This window comes from Telluria sp. ZB4P34 (assembly GCF_059686055.1).
Genome location: NZ_JCASIF010000005.1, coordinates 229,234 through 246,688, shown reverse-complemented (window position 1 = coordinate 246,688; position 17,455 = coordinate 229,234). Strand labels below are relative to the sequence as shown.

General features: G+C 67.0%; 14 protein-coding genes. 8 read left to right on the top strand and 6 right to left on the bottom strand.

What is annotated here, in order from left to right; genetic code table 11:
• Window positions 1-6: 6 nt before the first annotated feature.
• From AC56KL_RS11925 to argS, 5 genes are read right to left on the bottom strand one after another with little or no spacing between them, the layout of a single operon-like run.
• The gene (locus AC56KL_RS11925) at window positions 7-768 is read right to left on the bottom strand and encodes a biotin--[acetyl-CoA-carboxylase] ligase (protein WP_497180368.1); all 762 of its coding nucleotides are present in this window, start codon (window positions 766-768) and stop codon (window positions 7-9) included.
• Complete coding sequence (locus AC56KL_RS11920) at window positions 765-1,559, bottom strand: SDR family oxidoreductase (RefSeq protein WP_497180367.1); 795 nt, start codon at window positions 1,557-1,559, stop codon at window positions 765-767. The genes AC56KL_RS11925 and AC56KL_RS11920 overlap by 4 nt, the downstream gene beginning before the upstream one ends.
• A complete protein-coding gene (locus tag AC56KL_RS11915; RefSeq protein ID WP_497180366.1) occupies window positions 1,556-2,230 on the bottom strand; it encodes a thiol:disulfide interchange protein DsbA/DsbL in 675 nt (224 codons plus the stop codon). Before AC56KL_RS11915 ends, AC56KL_RS11920 begins: the two co-directional genes overlap by 4 nt.
• A 35-nt stretch (window positions 2,231-2,265) precedes the next feature.
• On the bottom strand, window positions 2,266-2,991 hold the full coding sequence (locus AC56KL_RS11910) for an SPOR domain-containing protein (RefSeq protein WP_497180365.1): 726 nt from the start codon (window positions 2,989-2,991) through the stop codon (window positions 2,266-2,268).
• Between the two features lie 7 nt (window positions 2,992-2,998).
• Window positions 2,999-4,750: an arginine--tRNA ligase gene (gene argS / locus AC56KL_RS11905; protein WP_497180364.1), complete on the bottom strand. Its 1,752-nt coding sequence runs from the start codon at window positions 4,748-4,750 to the stop codon at window positions 2,999-3,001.
• A 195-nt stretch (window positions 4,751-4,945) separates the two neighbouring features.
• On the opposite strand from argS, the gene rsmB reads away from it, so the two are divergent.
• The 8 genes from rsmB (at window position 4,946) to AC56KL_RS11865 (ending at window position 13,284) form a co-directional block, all read left to right on the top strand.
• Entirely contained in the window at window positions 4,946-6,544 is a 1,599-nt protein-coding gene (gene rsmB, locus AC56KL_RS11900) for a 16S rRNA (cytosine(967)-C(5))-methyltransferase RsmB (RefSeq protein WP_497180363.1), read from the top strand.
• A 52-nt stretch (window positions 6,545-6,596) separates the two neighbouring features.
• On the top strand, window positions 6,597-7,160 hold the full coding sequence (locus tag AC56KL_RS11895) for a DUF4390 domain-containing protein (RefSeq protein WP_497180362.1): 564 nt from the start codon (window positions 6,597-6,599) through the stop codon (window positions 7,158-7,160).
• Between the two features lie 5 nt (window positions 7,161-7,165).
• The gene (locus AC56KL_RS11890; RefSeq protein WP_497180361.1) at window positions 7,166-9,478 is read left to right on the top strand and encodes a sensor histidine kinase; all 2,313 of its coding nucleotides are present in this window, start codon (window positions 7,166-7,168) and stop codon (window positions 9,476-9,478) included.
• Window positions 9,479-9,529: 51 nt separating this feature from the next.
• Window positions 9,530-10,270 carry a response regulator gene (locus AC56KL_RS11885; protein ID WP_497180360.1) on the top strand — a complete coding sequence of 247 codons (741 nt, stop codon included), beginning with the start codon at window positions 9,530-9,532 and terminating at the stop codon, window positions 10,268-10,270.
• Window positions 10,271-10,660, top strand: a complete 390-nt coding sequence (locus AC56KL_RS11880; protein WP_497180359.1) for a GTPase — start codon at window positions 10,271-10,273, stop codon at window positions 10,658-10,660.
• Window positions 10,661-10,792: 132 nt separating this feature from the next.
• Entirely contained in the window at window positions 10,793-11,050 is a 258-nt protein-coding gene (locus AC56KL_RS11875; RefSeq protein WP_027865841.1) for a BTH_I0359 family protein, read from the top strand.
• Window positions 11,051-11,128: 78 nt separating this feature from the next.
• Window positions 11,129-11,905, top strand: coding sequence for a class II glutamine amidotransferase (locus AC56KL_RS11870; RefSeq protein WP_497180358.1), 777 nt, complete (start codon window positions 11,129-11,131; stop codon window positions 11,903-11,905).
• 101 nt (window positions 11,906-12,006) lie between these two features.
• Window positions 12,007-13,284, top strand: a complete 1,278-nt coding sequence (locus AC56KL_RS11865; RefSeq protein ID WP_497180357.1) for an EAL and HDOD domain-containing protein — start codon at window positions 12,007-12,009, stop codon at window positions 13,282-13,284.
• 199 nt (window positions 13,285-13,483) lie between these two features.
• On the opposite strand, the gene metH is transcribed toward AC56KL_RS11865, so the two are convergent.
• Window positions 13,484-17,254: a methionine synthase gene (metH, locus tag AC56KL_RS11860; protein ID WP_497180356.1), complete on the bottom strand. Its 3,771-nt coding sequence runs from the start codon at window positions 17,252-17,254 to the stop codon at window positions 13,484-13,486.
• Window positions 17,255-17,455: the final 201 nt, after the last annotated feature.

The following is a 17,455-nucleotide window of genomic DNA, read 5'->3' as shown; positions in this document are numbered from 1 at the left end:
GTGTTATCAGGTAAGCCGCAGCGAGACGTCGCCCGCCATCACCGGAATGCGTCCGTCCGCCGTGTCGAGCAGCAGCCGGCCGCTGTCGTCCACGCCGGCCGCCAGGCCTTCCTGCTGCACCCGGCCATTGTCGAGGATGACGACGGGGCGGCCCTGCAAGGCATGACGCAGGTTCCAGCGCGCGCTGAAGGCGCCGAAGCCTTGCTGCGCGAACTGGCGCAGCGCCCCGGCCAGCGCGTCCAGCAGGGCGGCCACCAGGACCTCGCGTTCCATGCGCGCCAGCCAGGGCGCGCCGGCGGCGCTGCGGCCGAGCAGGGCCTCCATCTCGTCCGGCATCACCAGGTTCAGGCCGATGCCGATCACGGCGCAGGTGCCGCCGGCGGGCAGGGATTGGGTCTCGATCAGGATGCCGGCCAGCTTGTCGCCGTCCTTGAGCACGTCGTTGGGCCACTTCAGCTGGACCTGCACGCCGAGCTGCGCCAGCGCCTCGGCCAGGGCCACGCCGACCGCGAGCGGCAGGCCGCTCAGGCGCTGCGGTCCGCCCTCGAACTGCCAGGCCAGCGAGAAGGTCAGTGAGTTTGCGGCCGACGACAGCCAGCTGCGGCCCGCGCGGCCGCGGCCGGCCGTCTGGTGTTCGGCGACCAGCAGCACCGGTTCCGTCAACCGGGCGGCGCGCGCCAGCAGGTCGGCGTTGGTCGAACCGGTCTCCGCCACGACTTCCACGGCCACCCCGGCGCGCGACAGGAAAGCGATGCGCTGCGCGTTCATGCTTCCCCCTGGCGCTGCTTGGTCGGGGCCCGCGAGAAAGCGAAGTCGAACAGGAAGTCGGGCAGCAGGCGCAGCAGCTTGGCGACGACGCCCATCTGCCAGGGCAGCACGCGGTAGCTCGCACCGCGCGCGATCACCCTGGCCGCCTGGGCGGCGAAGCGTTCGGCAGGCATCAGGAACGGCATGGGAAAACGGTTGTTGCGGGTCATGGGGGTGTCGATGTAGCCGGGGGCGATGGTCACCACCCGGATGCCGGAGCCGCGCAGTTCCAGGCGCAGCGATTCGCAGTAGCTGTGCACCGCGGCCTTCGAGGCGCAATAGGCGCCGGCGCCGCGCATGCCGCGCACGCCGGCCACGCTGCCGATGCCCACCAGGCGGCGCGGGCCCTGCTGGGCCTTCATCGTCGCGATGAAGGGCGCGAAGGTGGCTACGGTCGCATTCACGTTGGTCGCGAACACGGCGTCGAATACGCCCAGGTCGGCCGGTCGCTCGGTGAGCGTGCCGTGCGAAATCCCGGCGCTGGCGATGACGATGTCGGCGCCGCCCAGCGCGGCGATGAAGTCGGCGGCGGCATTCGCCAGGGCCGAGCGGTCGGTCACGTCCGCCGCGTAGATGCGGTGGCGTTCGGGGTGGGGGAGGCTGGCCCGCAGTTGTTCCAGCAGTTCGGAGCGGCGCGCCAGCAGGCCGAGGCTGGCGCCGCGCGCCGCGTATTCGCGCGCCAGTGCCGCGCCGATGCCGCTCGAGGCGCCGGTAATGAACACCCGGTCCGCGCGGCCGGGAGGGTGCTTCATTTCTTGTCGGCTTTCGCCCGCGCGACCAGTACGTCCATCACCTGCAGGGTGGCCGGCAGCGCGGCGGCGCCCCTGGCTTCGCCCGCCTCGTCCAGCATGCCGGGCGAGGTCAGGAAGCGGCCGTCGATGGCGATCATGGGCCAGTGGGTGACGCGGTAGGCTTCCATCATCGCCTGCGCGCGGCGCAGCTTGGCCTGCACGCCGAAGGAGCGGTAGGCATCGATGAAGCGGGCGCGGTCGATGCCGGCGCGGCTGGCCCAGTCGAATACCTGCTCGTCCTGGGCCAGCGCCAGGCGCTCGACGTGCATGGCATGGAACACCTTGCCGTGGTACTGCTCCAGCTCGCCGAGTGCCTCGAGCGTGAAGAACAGGCGCTGCTGGGCCGCGACCGGCGCACCGCGGGGCACGTGCACACGGCGCAACGCAATGCCGTCGCCCTGTTTCTTCACCCATTCGGCCAGGTGCGGCTCGAGCGCGTAGCAGTGCGGGCAGTAATAGGCAAAGAACTCGATCACCTCGACCTTGCGACCGCCTTCGGTCGGCTGGGCCTCGGGCAGCGCCAGGTATTCCACCCCTTCCTTCGGCTGGGCGGCGGAAGCGGCGGCAAGACCGGAGGCGAGCGCGGGGGCAAGCGCGGTGGCGGTGCAGATCAGGCGGCGAAGCGGATTCATGCGGTTCCTCGGTAGGCGCGGCTGGAAAAACCTGATCAGCGCTGGTTGCGGACGATGGCGACGTCGATGCCGCTGTCGAGCAGCTTGGCGCGCGCCTTGTTCATGGCTTCCGGTCCGTTGTACGGGCCGACGCGCACGCGGTGCAGCACGCCGCCGTCGGTGGTGCGGTCGCTGATCGCGGCTTCGAAGCCGAGCAGCGCCAGCTTGGCGCGGGTGTTCTCGGCGTCCGACATCTCGCGGAAGGCGCCGGCCTGCAGGTAGTAGATGGTGCCGTCGGTGCCGGTGGCCGCGCCGGTGGCGCCTGAGGCAGTCGCCGGCGCCGGGGAGGGCGTCGCTGCGGCTGCAGCAGGCGTTGCCGGCGCCGCCACCGGTGCGGCAGGGGCGGCGGCGGGCGCTGCCGGCGCAGGCGGTGTCGCAGCGGGCTGCTGCGGCGACTGCATGCCGGCGATGGCCTGGCCCAGTGGATCGGCTTCGGCCGCTGCCGGGGCGGGCCGGTTGGCGCGCTCGGTGATCTCGCGGTTGGCTTCGCGCGCGGCGTCGCGGTTGCCGTACAGCGGCTTGTTCGGATCGCTCGCCTGGCTCGGCTCGAGGTCGGCCGGGCGGCCCATCTTGTTGGAGCGGTCGGTAAACGGCGACTGGCCCTTGGTGATCACGAGCGCGACCACCACCGCGATACCGAGGCCGACGATCAGGCCGATGATGATGCCGGTCAGGGTGCTGCCGCGCTGGCGCAGTGGGGAGAGGGAGCGGATGGCGGTCATGTTGCGCTTACGATTGGGTTTCAGTCGAGGATTCGGTCACCGAGCGTTCCATCTTGGCCGGGGCGGACACGCCGATCAGGGCCAGGCCGTTGCGCAGCACCTGGCGGGTGGCCAGGGCCAGGGCCAGGCGCGCCAGTTTCAAAGGCTCATTGTCGTCCAGCAGCCACTTGTGGGCAAAGTAATAGCTGTGCAGTTCGCCGGCCAGTTCGCGCAGGTAGAACGCCACATGGTGCGGGCTCAGCTCCAGCTTGGCGCGCTCCAGCATTTCCGGATAGACGGACAGCTTGGCCAGCAGGCTCGCTTCGTGCGGTTCGGTCAGCAGCGACAGGTCGGCCCCGGCCAGCTGCGCCTCGATGCCGCCCCAGTTGGCGAGCGCCGAGCAGATGCGGGCATGGGCGTACTGCACGTAGTACACCGGGTTCTCGTCCGAGGTCTTGAGCGCGACGTCGACGTCGAACACGAATTCGGTGTCGGCCTTGCGCGAGATGAGGAAGAAGCGCACCGCATCGCGGCCGCGCGTCACGTCGCCGTTGCCCGACCATTCGATCAGGTCGCGCACCGTCACGTAGGAACCGGCGCGCTTGGAGATCTTGACCTCTTCGCCGTTCTTCATCACGGTGACCATCTTGTGCAGCACGTAATCGGGATAACCGCGCGGGATACCAATATTGACTGCCTGCAGGCCGGCGCGCACGCGCGCGATGGTGCCGTGGTGGTCGCTGCCCTGCACGTTGATGGCCTGGTCGAAGCCGCGGCGGAACTTCTGGATGTGGTAGGCCACGTCCGGCACGAAATAGGTATAGCTGCCGTCGGACTTGCGCATCACGCGGTCCTTGTCGTCGCCGTAGTCGGTGGTCCTGAGCCACAGCGCGCCTTCCTGTTCATAGGTGACGCCGGCGTCGACCAGGGCCTGCACGGCGTGTTCCACCTTGCCGTCCGCGTACAGCGAGGACTCGAGATAGTAGTTGTCAAACTTGACGCCGAAGGCCTGCAGGTCCTGGTCCTGCTCGTTGCGCAGGTAGGTCACGGCGAAGCGGCGGATCGATTCGATGTCCTCCACAATGCCCGAGGCGGTGGCCGGGGCGCCGTCGCTGGCCGACACGGTTTTCTTCGCCAGGAAGTCGCTGGCGATGTCGGCGATGTAGTCGCCGTTGTAGGCCGACTCCGGCCATTCGGCATCGCCCGGCTTGAAGCCGCGCGCACGCGCCTGCACCGAGGTGGCGAGGGTGGCGATCTGGACGCCCGCATCGTTGTAGTAGAACTCGCGGGTGACCTCATGACCCTGGGCTTCGAACAGCGAGGAGAGGGCGTCGCCGAGTGCCGCCTGGCGGCCGTGGCCGACGTGCAGCGGGCCGGTCGGGTTGGCCGACACGAATTCGATGATCGCGTGGTGGCCCTGGCCGGAGGTCCCGCGCCCGAAGGCGGCGCCCTGCTCGAGCACGGTCTTGACGACAGACTGCTTGGCGCTTGCGGCCACGCGCAGGTTGATGAAGCCGGGACCGGCCACGTCGGCGGACTCGACCAGGCCCTGGGCGCCCGGTTCGGCGAGCAGGGCGGCGACCAGGCGGGTGGCCAGTTCGCGCGGGTTGGTCTTGAGCGGCTTGGCCAGCTGCATGGCGATGTTGCAGGCGACGTCGCCGTGGCTCGGATCGCGCGGGCGCTCGAGGACGACGTGAGGACTGAGATCGGTGCCGGCGACGATCGGCGCGAGCGCGGCCTGGAACAAGGCAACGATGTGTTGTTTTTGTTGGGCGAGCATGGAGGTAGGCAGTCTGGATAATGAGGCGGGCCTGCGGACAGGCAAACAGTGAGCATTATACTGGTTTGGCGAGGGACATCATACGCCACCTCACGCCAGCTCAATGTTCACCTTGGCATTGACACAACGGCACTTAAGCAGGACCAAAGCCTAAGCCGTTACAATGAGGACCTTTTCGACCGTATCGACCCAGCCATGACCGACAAGCGCCCGACGCTCACCCTGAAACCGATAGCCAAGCCGGCGCGCAAGACGGCGCCGGAGGCGGGTGGGCGGCCGTCGCGGCCGCCGGCGAAGGGCGGGCAGGAGCGTGGACAGGGCGCCCGTCCGGCCGGTGGCCAGGATGCAGGCCAGGCGGCTGCCGCCCGGCCCGTCTACCGGCCCTCGGCCGAGCGCGCCGCGGCGCATGACAGCGTGCGTGAGGCCCCGCGCGGCACCGCATCCCTGCGCCCGAGCCATGAAGTGAAGGTGGCGCCGCAGCGCGACTACCGGCCCGACCTGAAGGCCGATTCGCTCGCGCTTGCCCTGCTGGGTGCGGCCAATGCGGTGGCGCGCGTACGCGCCGGGGCCGCGCTGCCGCAGGCCCTGGGCAGCGTGTTTGCGGCCTATGAAGTGACCCCGCAGGCGCGCGGCGCGATCCAGGATATTGCCTACCGCAGCATGCGCCAGCTGGGCCGCAGCGAGACCCTGCTCGGCCTGATGACCAGCAAGGCGCCCGAACCGCCGATGCTCGGCGGCTTGCTGTGCGCCGCACTGGCCCTGCTCGATCCGCCGGCGGGCACGGCGCCGCCCTATGAAGCGTTTACCGTGGTGGACCAGGCCGTCAATGCGGCCGCCAGCCACCCGGACTTCGCGCATGCCAAGGCCATGGTCAATGCCGTCCTGCGCCGCTTCCTGCGCGAGCGCGAGGCCCTGGTAGGCCAGGCCCTGCACCAGCCGCTGGCGCGCTGGAACTATCCCGAATGGTGGATCGACAGTACCCGCGCCGCCTATCCGAACGACTGGGAACGCATCCTCGAGGCCGGCAACCAGCATCCGCCCCTGACCCTGCGCGTGAACCGCCGCCGCCTCGACGCCGACAGCTACCTCGCCACGCTGGAAGGGGCGGGCCTGGCCGCGACCCGGGTGGGCCCGGACGCCGTGCGCCTGGCCCAGGCCGTCAACGTCGGCCAGATCCCGGGCTTCCACGACGGCCTGGTGTCGGTGCAGGATGCCGGCGCCCAGCTGGCCGCGCCGCTGCTCGACCTGCAGGACGGCATGCGGGTGCTGGACGCCTGCGCGGCGCCGGGCGGCAAGAGCGGCCACATCCTGGAGACGGCGGACGTCGAGCTGACCTCGGTCGATGCCGATCCCCAGCGCCTGGCGCGGGTTGGCGACAACCTGGCCCGTCTCGGCCTGCAAGCCAGGCTGGTCGCGGCCGACGCCCAGGAGGCCGGGTGGTGGGACGGCCGCCCGTTCGACCGCATCCTGGCCGACGTGCCGTGCACGGCCTCGGGCATCGTGCGCCGCCACCCGGATATCCGCTGGCTGCGCCGCAAGTCGGACACGCTCCAACTTGCAACACTTTCCAGCAAAATACTCGACAACCTTTGGCAGATGCTGCTGCCCAATGGTAAATTGTTGTTTGTGACATGTTCGCTCTGGCCCCAGGAATCGGAGGCGCAGGCGGCCGCTTTTGCGGCGCGCCACGACGCCATCCGCCTCGACGCGCCGGGCCAGCTGCTGCCAGCCAGCGGTGCCGGGCAGGATCATGACGGCTTGTTTTACGCCCTGTTCCAGAAAAAAGCGGCGTAATGGTCTACCCGACAGAATAGGCTTCGGCTTCAGATAAGGCACCGGCTTACCCGTGACGTTACGATTTTTTTGCCTCCTCGCCTGCCAGCTGCTGCTGGTCTTCGCGTGCGCGCAGGCACGGGCGGCGGACGTCATCGACATCACCAAGGCCGAAATCCAGTCCAGCGAGGACGGCTACCGTCTCAACACCGCCTTCGTCTTCGACCTGAACCACGAGCTGCAGGACGCGGTCCAGAACGGCGTCAAGCTGCACTTCACCACCGAGATCGAGATGACACGCCCGCGCTGGTGGTGGCGCGACGAGAAGGCGGTATTCTCCAAGCGCACCATCGGCATCTCCTACGACGTGCTCACGCGCCAGTACATCGTCAGCATCGGCGGCAGCGTGCCGCAACAGTTCAACACCCTGGACGATGCGCTGTCGACGATCCGGCGGCCGGCGCGCTGGCTGATCGCGCCCAAGGGCGCCCTCAAGCAGGGCGAGGTCTACAACGTTTCGGTGCGCATGTTCATGGACCGCGACTTCCTGTCCAAGCCGCTGCAGGTGAACGCCATCAATGATTCGAGCTGGCGCCTGAGCTCGAACCGGAAGACCTTTACCTACCGTGCGGAATAAAGCGCATGCGGGCTAAAGCGTTTAACCAGACGCTGCGCTACGCGCTGGTGGTGGTCGGCGCGATCGTCTCGATCCTGCTGTTCCTGCTCGCCGCGGCCTCCGATAACTCCGGCTTCTTCGACCGCTACTACACCTGGCTGCTGGGCCTGAACGCCGGCATGGCGGTGCTGCTGCTGATCCTCGTGATCGTCGCGCTGGCGCGCCTGTATTCACGCTACAAGGCCGGCAAGTTCGGCTCGCGCCTGGTGGCGCGCCTGGTGCTCCTGTTTGCCTGCATCGGCATCCTGCCGGGGCTGGTGGTGTTCATGGTCTCGGCGCGCTTCGTCTCGCATTCCATCGAATCGTGGTTCGACGTCAAGATCGAGGCCGCGATCGAATCCGGCCTGAACCTCGGCCGCGCCGCGCTCGACGAAGCCGTGGCCGAACTGGGGGCCACCGGCCAGACCGCGGCGGCGACCCTGGCGGGCCAGGATGCCGTGATGGTGCAGGGCGTGCTGAGCGGCCTGGTCAACGACATCAGCGGCCTGCAAAGCGCGATGCTGCTGACGGCCGACGGCACCGTGCTGGCCTCGGCCGCGCAGGACCGCAATGCCGACCTCGACCAGGACCGCCCGACGCCCGACATGTTCAAGTCAGCGGCGCTGCCGGGCGGCTATGCACGCCCGGAAGGCACGATCGACCGCGCGATCACGACCCAGGCCGGCGGCGCCAGCCCCCTCGATGCGGCCACGGGCCTGCGCCTGCGCGTGGTGCTGGCGGTGCCGGAATCAGCGGGCACCGAGCCGCGTTTCCTGCAGCTGCTGCAGTCGGTGCCGGTCAACCTGGCCTCGAATGCGGTGGTGCTGCGCAGCGCTTCCGAAGAATACCGCTCGCGCGACCAGGCCAGGAGCGGCCTGAAGAAGATGTACATCGAGACCCTGACATTGACCTTGCTGCTGGCGATCTTCGGTGCGATCGGCAGCGCCTTCCTCATCGCCGGCAACCTGGCCAAGCCGCTGCTGGTGCTGGCCGAGGGCACGCAGGCAGTGGCCGAGGGCGACCTGTCGCCGCGTCCGACGGTCGAGACCAACGACGAACTGGGCACCCTGACGCGCTCCTTCAATGCCATGACCGGCCAGCTGTTCGAGGCGCGCAGCGCGGTCGAGCGCAACCGCGCCGCGCTGCAGAACGCCAAGGCCCACCTGGAGTCGGTGCTGGCCAACATGTCGGCAGGGGTGATCGTGCTCGATGCCGAAGGGCGGGTGGTGAACTCGAACGACGCCGCCTACCGCATCCTGCAGGTGGAGCCGGGCGCGCTGAGCGGCCCGCTGGCCAGCATTCGGGGAATGGACACCTTCTACAACTGCATTACCCGCGCGATCTCGGCGCAGAGCGCGCAGAGCGCGGCCAGCACCGACCGGCGCCGGCGCGCCCACTGGCAGCAGCAGATCGAGATCCCGCGCCGCGGCAGCCAGGATGGACAAGAGCACGAGCACGACCACGACATCACGCTGCTGGCGCGCGGCTCGCGCCTGCCGGTCGGCACCGGCAGCGGCTTCATCGTGGTGTTCGACGATATCTCGGACGTGATCTCGGCCCAGCGCTCGGTGGCCTGGGGCGAAGTGGCGCGCCGCCTGGCGCACGAGATCAAGAACCCGCTCACCCCGATCCAGCTGTCGGCCGAGCGCCTGCAGATGAAGCTGGAATCGAGCCTGCCGCCCCTGGAGGCCGAACTGCTCAAGAAGAGCACGACCACGATCGTCAACCAGGTCGACGCCATGAAGCGCATGGTCGACGACTTCCGCGACTATGCGCGCACGCCGCCAGCGGTGCTCGAGCCGCTCGACCTGAACGGCCTGATCGACGAGATCCTGCAGCTCTACCTGGCCGAGGACGGCTCGGACATCATCCACGCCGCGCTCGCCCCGAACCTGCCGCAAGTGCTGGGCGACGCCACCCAGTTGCGCCAGGTGATCCATAACCTGGTGCAGAATGCCCAGGACGCGCTGGCCGACCGCGCGGGCGACCAGGACCCGCGAGTGGACGTGACCACCGAGGCGATCCACTACGAGGGCGCGGACGGCGCCGCCGGCACCGCAGTGCGCCTGGCCATCACCGACAACGGGCCCGGGTTTTCGCCGCGCATCCTGGCGCGCGCCTTCGAACCCTACGTCACCTCGAAGGCGCGCGGCACCGGTCTCGGCCTGCCGATGGTCAAGAAGATCATCGACGAGCATGGCGGGCGGATCGACATCGGGAACCGACCGGACGGATCTGGCGCGTCAGTATTCATTTTGCTGTTAAAGTTAGCTCCCGAGGCGAACTTGGCCGAAATATAAAAGACGCATAAAATCTCACCATGACGGGTAAGAGATCAGGAAGGTAATCAGATGGCGAACATACTCGTAGTAGACGATGAAATGGGCATCCGGGAGTTACTCTCGGAAATCCTTGGGGACGAAGGCCATGCCATCACCTTGGCGGAGAATGCGCAGCAGGCACGCGAGGCGCGCGCCGCCGGCGCCCCCGACCTGGTCCTGCTCGATATCTGGATGCCCGATACCGACGGCGTCACCCTGCTCAAGGAGTGGCAGCGCGACGGCCTGCTGACGATGCCGGTCATCATGATGTCCGGCCACGCCACCATCGATACCGCCGTCGAAGCCACCCGCATCGGCGCCCTGAACTTCCTCGAAAAACCGATCGCCCTGCAGAAGCTGCTCAAGGCCGTGCAGCAGGGCCTGACGCGCGCCCATGAAGTGGCGCGCGCGCCCTTGGCGCCGCCGCGCCCGGTCGCGGCCGTGGCAGCGGTTCCCGTGGCCGATACCGGCCCAGGAACGGTGGCCGCAGCCCCGATGTTCTCGGCTTCGACGCCGCAGATGGGCAATGGCTCGCGCATGGTGCATGCGATTTCACAGGGCGAAGGCACGGGATACACGCTGTCCTTCGACCTGCCGCTGCGCGAAGCACGCGACGCCTTCGAGCGCATGTACTTCGAACACCACCTGGGCCGCGAAGGCGGCAGCATGACGCGCGTGGCCGAGAAGACCGGCCTGGAACGCACCCACCTGTACCGCAAGCTCAAGCAGCTCGGCGTGGAGCCGGGCAAGCTCGCCAAGAAAGGCGTCTGATTGGCCGGTCGGGCAGGGCCGATCCCGGCCACCCTGGTCACCGGCGCGAGCGCCTCCGCACGCGAGGCCGCCGTCGCCGGCCTGGTCGGCGCCGCAGCATCCACCATCTCTGCCCGCGGCTTCATTGCCGTCATCCTCGAAGGGCTCGCCTCCGGCAGCACGCCCCTTCCTGAACACTCTTCCGTCAGATTTGTCCGACTCGCACCCGGGTGTATGTGCTGTACCGGGAACCTGGTTTTGCGTGTAACATTGAATCGACTGTTGCGCCAAGGCCCGGAACGCCTGTTCCTCGGTGTGGCCAACGGTGAACACCTTGATCAGTTGCGATCGTGGCTGCAGGCACCGCCATACGATCAGCTGTTGGCACTGGATCCGACCGTGTTCGCCTGAGTTCTGCCTGATGAGTCAAGCAGCGCGCGCACTTGAAATCGGTCCAGCGAGCCCCACCTCTTAACCGAAGTGATCAGCCAACCGCACGCCGCCAAGCGGTTGGTCTACAACCGATCGAGTGAAGGAGTCATCATGAACATGATCTATAACAGCGAACAGTACAGCGTCGTCGAGTTTGGCGTTGATCGCGACCTCGAAGCCCTGCGCTTCGGCGGATACGAGATCGTCGACAAGGCCGGCCGGCGCGAAGCGTTCATCGGCGGCAAACTGGCTCAATCCTTCCGCCGCGATGTGAACAACCTCATCGCCAGCGAGCCGACCATGGAAGAAATCGACGACTTCCTGGGTTCCTATGACACCCTGATGAGCCAGCCCGTAGTCCTGCATTAAATAGGGGAGGGGCGTCACTGTCCCATCCAGGGACAGTGACCAGCGTCGTTGGCACCTCTGGCGTGGTAAGCTGCGCGCATGTGCCAGCTCCTCGGAATGAATTGCAACGTCCCCACGGACATCGTTTTCTCCTTCACCGGCTTTGCCCACCGCGGCGGACGCACCGATACCCACCACGACGGCTGGGGCATCGCTTTCTTCGAAGGCAAGGGCGTACGTCACTTTGTCGACCACCAGGCCGCTATCGCCTCGCCGATCGCCGAACTGATCAAGCGCTACCCGATCAAGTCCACCAACGTCATCGCCCATATCCGCAAGGCCACCCAGGGCCAGGTGGCGCTCGAGAATTGCCACCCATTCGTCCGCGAGATGTGGGGACGCTACTGGGTGTTCGCCCACAACGGCGACCTCAAGGATTTCGCACCGAGCCTGCATGGGCCCTTCCGCCCCGTAGGCAACACCGATAGCGAGCTGGCCTTCTGCTGGCTGATGCAGAGCCTGCGCGACGAGTTCGGCGACGGCTCCACCGGCACGGCGCCTTCGCTTGCCGAGCTGCGCGCCGCGCTCGAGCGCCTGATGCCGCAAGTCGCCGCGCACGGCACCTTCAACATGATGCTGTCGGACGGCACGGCGCTGTTCGCGCACTGCTCGACCAAGCTGTGCTACATCGTGCGCAAGCATCCCTTCGCGGCGGCGTCCCTGGCGGACGAAGACCTGTCGGTCGACTTTTCGCAAGTGACCACGCCGGACGACCGGGTTGCCATCATCGTCACGGAACCGCTGACCAGGAACGAAACCTGGACCGCTTTTGACCCGGGTGAACTGAAGCTGTTCGTGGATGGACTGCCACAATAATGAGCAGTTGCTTATCATTCCACCAATAAATTAGTGCCGAGAAGCCACTATTCGGTGCGAATACGGTAAAGTAGGGTTGTTTGCGAGCCTACCCAGACGACATGACCGACACCGCCAGCCATGACCAGGCTTCCCAGCCCTTAAAACTGCGCAACTTCTACCTCGGACGCCAGCCGGTGCTCGACCGTAACCAGGCGCTGTTCGGCTACGAGTTGCTGTTCCGCGGCAGCGCCCAGGGACCGGCGCAGATCGATTCCGGCCTGTCGGCCAGCGCCGACGTGATCCACCATGCTTCGCAACTGGGCCTGGCGCGCGCCATCGGCGACGCGACCGCCTTCCTGAACGTCGACACCGACGTGCTGCACAGCGACATGTTCGCTTTCCTGCCGCGCGAGCGCACCGTGCTCGAGATCGTGCGCTCGGTCGAGCCGACCGATGCCGTCATCCAGCGCATGACCGAACTGTCCACGCATGGCTTCCGCTTCGCCGCCGAGGCGTCGGCGCACGGCGCGGCCCTGGCCCGCCTGCTGCCGGTGATCGACTACGTCAAGATGGACCTGCGCGAACTGCCGGTGGTGACCCTGCTGTCGCTGGCCCCGCGCCTGCGCGGCACCGGCAAGCGCCTGGTGGCCGAGAAGGTCGAGACGCACAACGAATACCGCACCTGCCTGGATATCGGATTCGATTATTTCCAGGGTTATTACTTTGCGAAGCCGACCGTGATCGCCGGCCGCAAGCTGTCGCCGTCGCAAGCGGCGGTGATGGACCTGATGAACCTGGTGACCTCGGATGCCGACAATGCCGAGATCGAACGCGTGGTGAAGAAGGACGTCACGCTCGGCCTGAACCTGCTGCGCCTGGTGAACACGCCGGCCGCCGGGGCAGGGCGCCACATCGAATCGGTGAGCCAGGCCATCGTGCTGCTGGGCCGGCGCCAGCTGCAGCGCTGGCTGCAGATCCTGCTGTACGCCGAGCCGGGCGTGCGCGGCCACAGCCTGAGCCCGCTCCTGATGCTGGCCACCACGCGTGCGCGCCTGATGGAGCTGCTCGCGCAGCGCTTGCGCCCGGGCCAGCGCACCGTGTCCGACATCGCGTTCACGGTGGGCATGATGTCTCTGATGGACACGCTGTTCTGCATCCCGATGCAGGACATCGTGGAACAGATTCCCGTGATCGACGAAGTGCGCCACGCGCTGCTGGTACGCCGTGGGTTCTTCGGCGAGCTGCTGCGCCTGGCGGAATCGATCGAGCGCATGGAAGACGCGCAGGACGAGGTGCTGCCTGCGCTGAGCGCATTGTCGCTCGACGGGGACGACCTGGCCGAGCTCGAGGTGTCGGCCTTCGAATGGAGCGACAAGGTCGTCCGCTACGCGATCTGAGCCACACAACGACGTAGGGTGGTCGGCTCCGCCGACCGCGCGTTCAACTGAACGCTGTTTCGCCACTATGCATGCTTGAGCTGGACGCGCGGTCGGGCAAGCCGACCACCTACCAATGCCGTGACAGCGCGTTATCGGCCACACCCCACGACTAAGCCGCGGCACCGCGACCATCCAAAGACGGTGCGGCGCAGGCGGATTACGACAGGTTCGGCGCCAGATGGCGCTCGAGTTCGGCCTTGTCCATGCCGCGGCGGCGCGCCATGTCCTCGAGCTGGTCTTCGCCGATCTTGCCGACCACGAAGTACTTCGACTCCGGGTGGGCGAAGTAGAAGCCCGACACGGCCGCGCCCGGATACATGGCGAAGGACTCGGTGAGTTCCATGCCGATCTCGTCCGCCTGCAAGGTGCGGAACAGTTCGGCCTTCACCGTATGCTCCGGGCAGGCCGGATAGCCCGGCGCCGGACGGATGCCCTGGTACTTTTCCGCGATCAGCGCCTCCTTCGACAGGTCCTCGTTCGCCGCATAGCCCCACAGGTCGGTGCGCACGCGCTCGTGCAGGTACTCGGCGAAGGCCTCGGCCAGGCGGTCGGCCAGGGCCTTGAGCATGATCGACGAGTAGTCGTCGTGCGCGGCCTCGAAGCGCTGTTCGTGCTTCTCGATTCCCAGGCCCGCGGTGACGGCGAACATGCCGATGTAGTCCGCAATGCCCGACTCCTTCGGCGCGACAAAATCGGCCAGGCACTGGTTGGGGCGCTGCTCGCCGTCGACCACCGGCTTCAATCCCTGCTGGCGCAGGCCGTGCCAGGTGAAGGCGACGTCCTTGCGCGACTCGTCCGTGTAGAGTTCGATGTCGTCTTCGTTCACCGCGTTCGCCGGCAGCAGGGCGATGGCGCCGTTGGCCGTCAGCCAGCGGCCTTCGATGATCTTCTTGAGCATGGCCTGGGCTTCCTCGAACACCTTCGAGGCCGCCTCGCCGACCACCTCGTCGGTAAGGATGGCCGGATACGGTCCGGCCAGGTCCCAGGTCTGGAAGAACGGACCCCAGTCGATGTAGCGCGCCAGCTCGCCGAGGTCGACGTTCTTGAACACGCGGCGGCCGATGAATTTCGGCTTGGCCGGGGCGTATTCCAGGCGCGCCTTGTTGCCGCGCGCCTGCTCGAGGGTCAGCATCGGCAGCGCCTTCTTGTTCGCGTGCTGCACGCGGATGCGCTCGTAGTCCTTGGCCAGCTCGATGATGTAGGTATCGCGCGTCTCGTCGGTCAGCAGCGACTGGCCCACCGACACCGAGCGCGAGGCGTCCGGCACGTACACGACCGGGCCTTCGTAGTGCGGCGCGATCTTGACGGCCGTGTGCGCGCGGCTGGTGGTGGCGCCGCCGATCAGGAGCGGGATCTTCCTGTCGCGGAAGTAGGGATCGCGCTGCATCTCGCGCGCCACGTGGGCCATCTCTTCGAGCGAAGGCGTGATCAGGCCGGAGAGACCCACGATGTCGGCATTCTCTTCCTTGGCGCGGGCCAAAATGTCGGCGGCCGGCACCATCACGCCCATGTTCACGATCTCGAAGTTATTGCACTGCAGGACCACCGAGACGATATTCTTGCCGATGTCGTGCACGTCGCCCTTGACGGTCGCGATCACCATCTTGCCCTTCGGCTTGGCGACAATGCCGGTGCGGCGTTCTTCTGCCGCTTTTTCTTCTTCGATGAAGGGCACCAGGTGGGCTACGGCCTGCTTCATGACGCGCGCCGACTTCACCACCTGCGGCAGGAACATCTTGCCCTGGCCGAACAGGTCGCCGACGATGTTCATGCCGTCCATCAGCGGGCCTTCGATCACGTGGATCGGACGCCCGCCGGAAGCGAGCACCTGCTGGCGCATCTCTTCGGTGTCGTCGACGATCCACTGCGTGATGCCGTGCACCAGCGCGTGCGCCAGGCGCTTCTCGACCGGGCCGTTGCGCCACTCGAGGTTCTGCTCCTGCTTGCCGGCGCCGGCCTTCAGGGTGCCCGCGAATTCGATCATGCGCTCGGTGGCGTCCTCGCGGCGGTTCAGCACCACGTCCTCGACGCGCTCGCGCAGCTCGCCTGGCAGGTCGTCGTAGACGCCGACCATGCCGGCGTTGACGATCCCCATCGTCATGCCGGCCTTGATCGCGTGGTACAGGAACACCGTGTGGATCGCCTCGCGCGCCGGGTCGTTGCCGCGGAAGCTGAACGAGACGTTCGACACGCCACCCGACACCTTCGCGTGCGGCAGGTGCTTGCGGATCCAGGCGGTGGCTTCGATGAAGTCCACGGCGTAGTTGTTGTGTTCTTCGATGCCGGTGGCGATCGCGAAGATGTTCGGGTCGAAGATGATGTCTTCCGGCGGGAAGCCCACCTGCTCGACCAGCACCTTGTAGGCGCGCGCGCAGATCTCCGTCTTGCGCGCAAAGGTGTCGGCCTGGCCCTGTTCGTCGAAGGCCATCACGATGACGGCGGCGCCGTAGCGGCGGCACAGCTTCGCCTGGCGGATGAATTCCTCTTCGCCTTCCTTCAGCGAGATCGAATTGACGATGGCCTTGCCTTGCACGCACTTCAGGCCCGCCTCGATCACCGACCATTTCGATGAGTCGATCATGATGGGCACGCGCGAGATGTCCGGTTCGGACGCGATCAGGTTCAGGAAGCGCGTCATCGCCGCCTGCGAATCGAGCATCGCTTCGTCCATGTTGATGTCGATGACCTGGGCGCCGTTCTCGACCTGCTGGCGCGCCACCGACAGCGCCTCGTCGAACTGCTCGTTCAGGATCATGCGGGCAAACGCCTTGGAACCGGTGACGTTGGTGCGCTCGCCGACGTTGACGAACAGCGAACTGTCGTCGACCGTGAAGGGCTCCAGGCCCGACAGGCGCATCGCGACCGGGATCTCCGGGACACGGCGCGGAGGAACGGCTTCCAGCAGTTGCGCGATCGCCGCGATATGTTCGGGCGTGGTGCCGCAGCAGCCGCCGGCGATGTTCACGAAGCCGGCGTCGGCGAATTCGCGCAGCAGGGCGGAGGTATCGGCCGGCAATTCGTCGAAGCCGGTGTCGCTCATCGGGTTGGGCAGGCCGGCGTTCGGGTAGATGCTGACGAAGGTATCCGCGATTCTGGACAGCTCTTCGGCATAGGGGCGCATCAGCGCGGCGCCCAGCGCGCAGTTCAGGCCGATGGTAAGGGGCCTGGCGTGGCGCACCGAGTTCCAGAAGGCGGGCACGGTCTGGCCCGACAGGATGCGGCCCGAGGCGTCGGTGACGGTGCCCGAGATCATGATCGGCAGGCGCGGCACTTCAGGGTGCTCGTCGAAGTACTGGTCGATCGCGAACAGCGCGGCCTTGCAGTTCAGGGTATCGAAGATGGTCTCGACCAGCAGCACGTCGGCGCCGCCGTCGACCAGGCCGCGCACCTGCTCGTGGTAGCTGGCAACCAGCTGGTCGAAAGTGACGTTGCGCGCCGCCGGGTCGTTCACGTCGGGCGAGATCGAGGCGGTCTTCGGGGTCGGCCCGAGGGCGCCGGCCACGAAGCGCGGCTTGTCCGGCGTAGCGTACCTGGCGCAGGCCGCGCGTGCGAGCCTGGCGGCTTCCACGTTCATCTCGTAGGCCAGGTGCGCCATGTGGTAGTCGTCCTGCGCCACGCTGGTGGCGCCGAAGGTGTTCGTCTCGATCAGGTCGGCGCCGGCCGCGAGGTAGCGCTCGTGGATCTCCTGGATCACCTGCGGCTGGGTGAGCGTGAGCAGCTCGTTGTTACCCTTCACAAAGAGTTCGCGCGCGCCGGCGCCTTCAGGGGCGGCGAAATCCTTGAAACGCTCGCCGCGGTAGGCGGCTTCGTCCAGCTTGTACTGCTGGATGATGGTGCCCATCGCGCCATCCAGGATCATGATGCGGCGCTTGAGGATGTCGCGCAGCTGGGAGTCGATCGGGGAAATGGAGCGAAGTGGAGCGTTCATGTTGGGCGTCTTTCTGAGTGAGCGGCTTGACAGGCCGTTACTGTTGGGCGGTCTACGATTATACGTCATGACGATCTGCCGCTCCGGGCAGCCCGAAAATGCCGATCCGTGTATGTATCTTTATGTATGCATCGCGTTGAATGTTACATGGCGTTACAAAACCCGGTACATCCGCAATCTTTACGTTACATACACGGACGA